The sequence below is a fragment of the Phormidium sp. CCY1219 genome, assembly GCF_035615515.1.
In the GTDB taxonomy this organism is placed as follows: Bacteria; Cyanobacteriota; Cyanobacteriia; order Cyanobacteriales; family Laspinemataceae; genus CCY1219.
This window is the reverse complement of record NZ_JAJENT010000134.1, coordinates 1-286: the sequence shown is the minus strand read 5'-3', so window position 1 is coordinate 286 and position 286 is coordinate 1. Positions and strand designations below refer to the sequence as shown.

1 pseudogene is annotated in these 286 nt (G+C 49.3%); it reads left to right on the top strand.

The features are described from left to right. Positions 1-286, top strand: a pseudogene (locus tag LKK83_RS00730) (Uma2 family endonuclease); the annotation flags it as partial.

Genomic DNA, 286 nt, shown 5'->3' with positions numbered 1-286 from the left:
AACCGACTGAAAGAGATGAGCAAAAAACTGTTGTTCTACAATCGCTATGGCGTGGAAGAATATTATATCTACGACCCACAGAATATAGAGTTTCAGGGATTCTTGCGTTCCCCAGAAGGCTTGCAGGCACTTGACGAGATGAAGGGTTGGGTGAGTCCGCGACTGGGAATCCGGTTTGAACTGAAACCCGATACCCTGGAAATTTATACCCCCACTGGCGATCGCTTCCTCACCTTTGTGGAACTCAACCAGCTCAGAGAACAAGAGCGCCAACGCGCCGAACAAG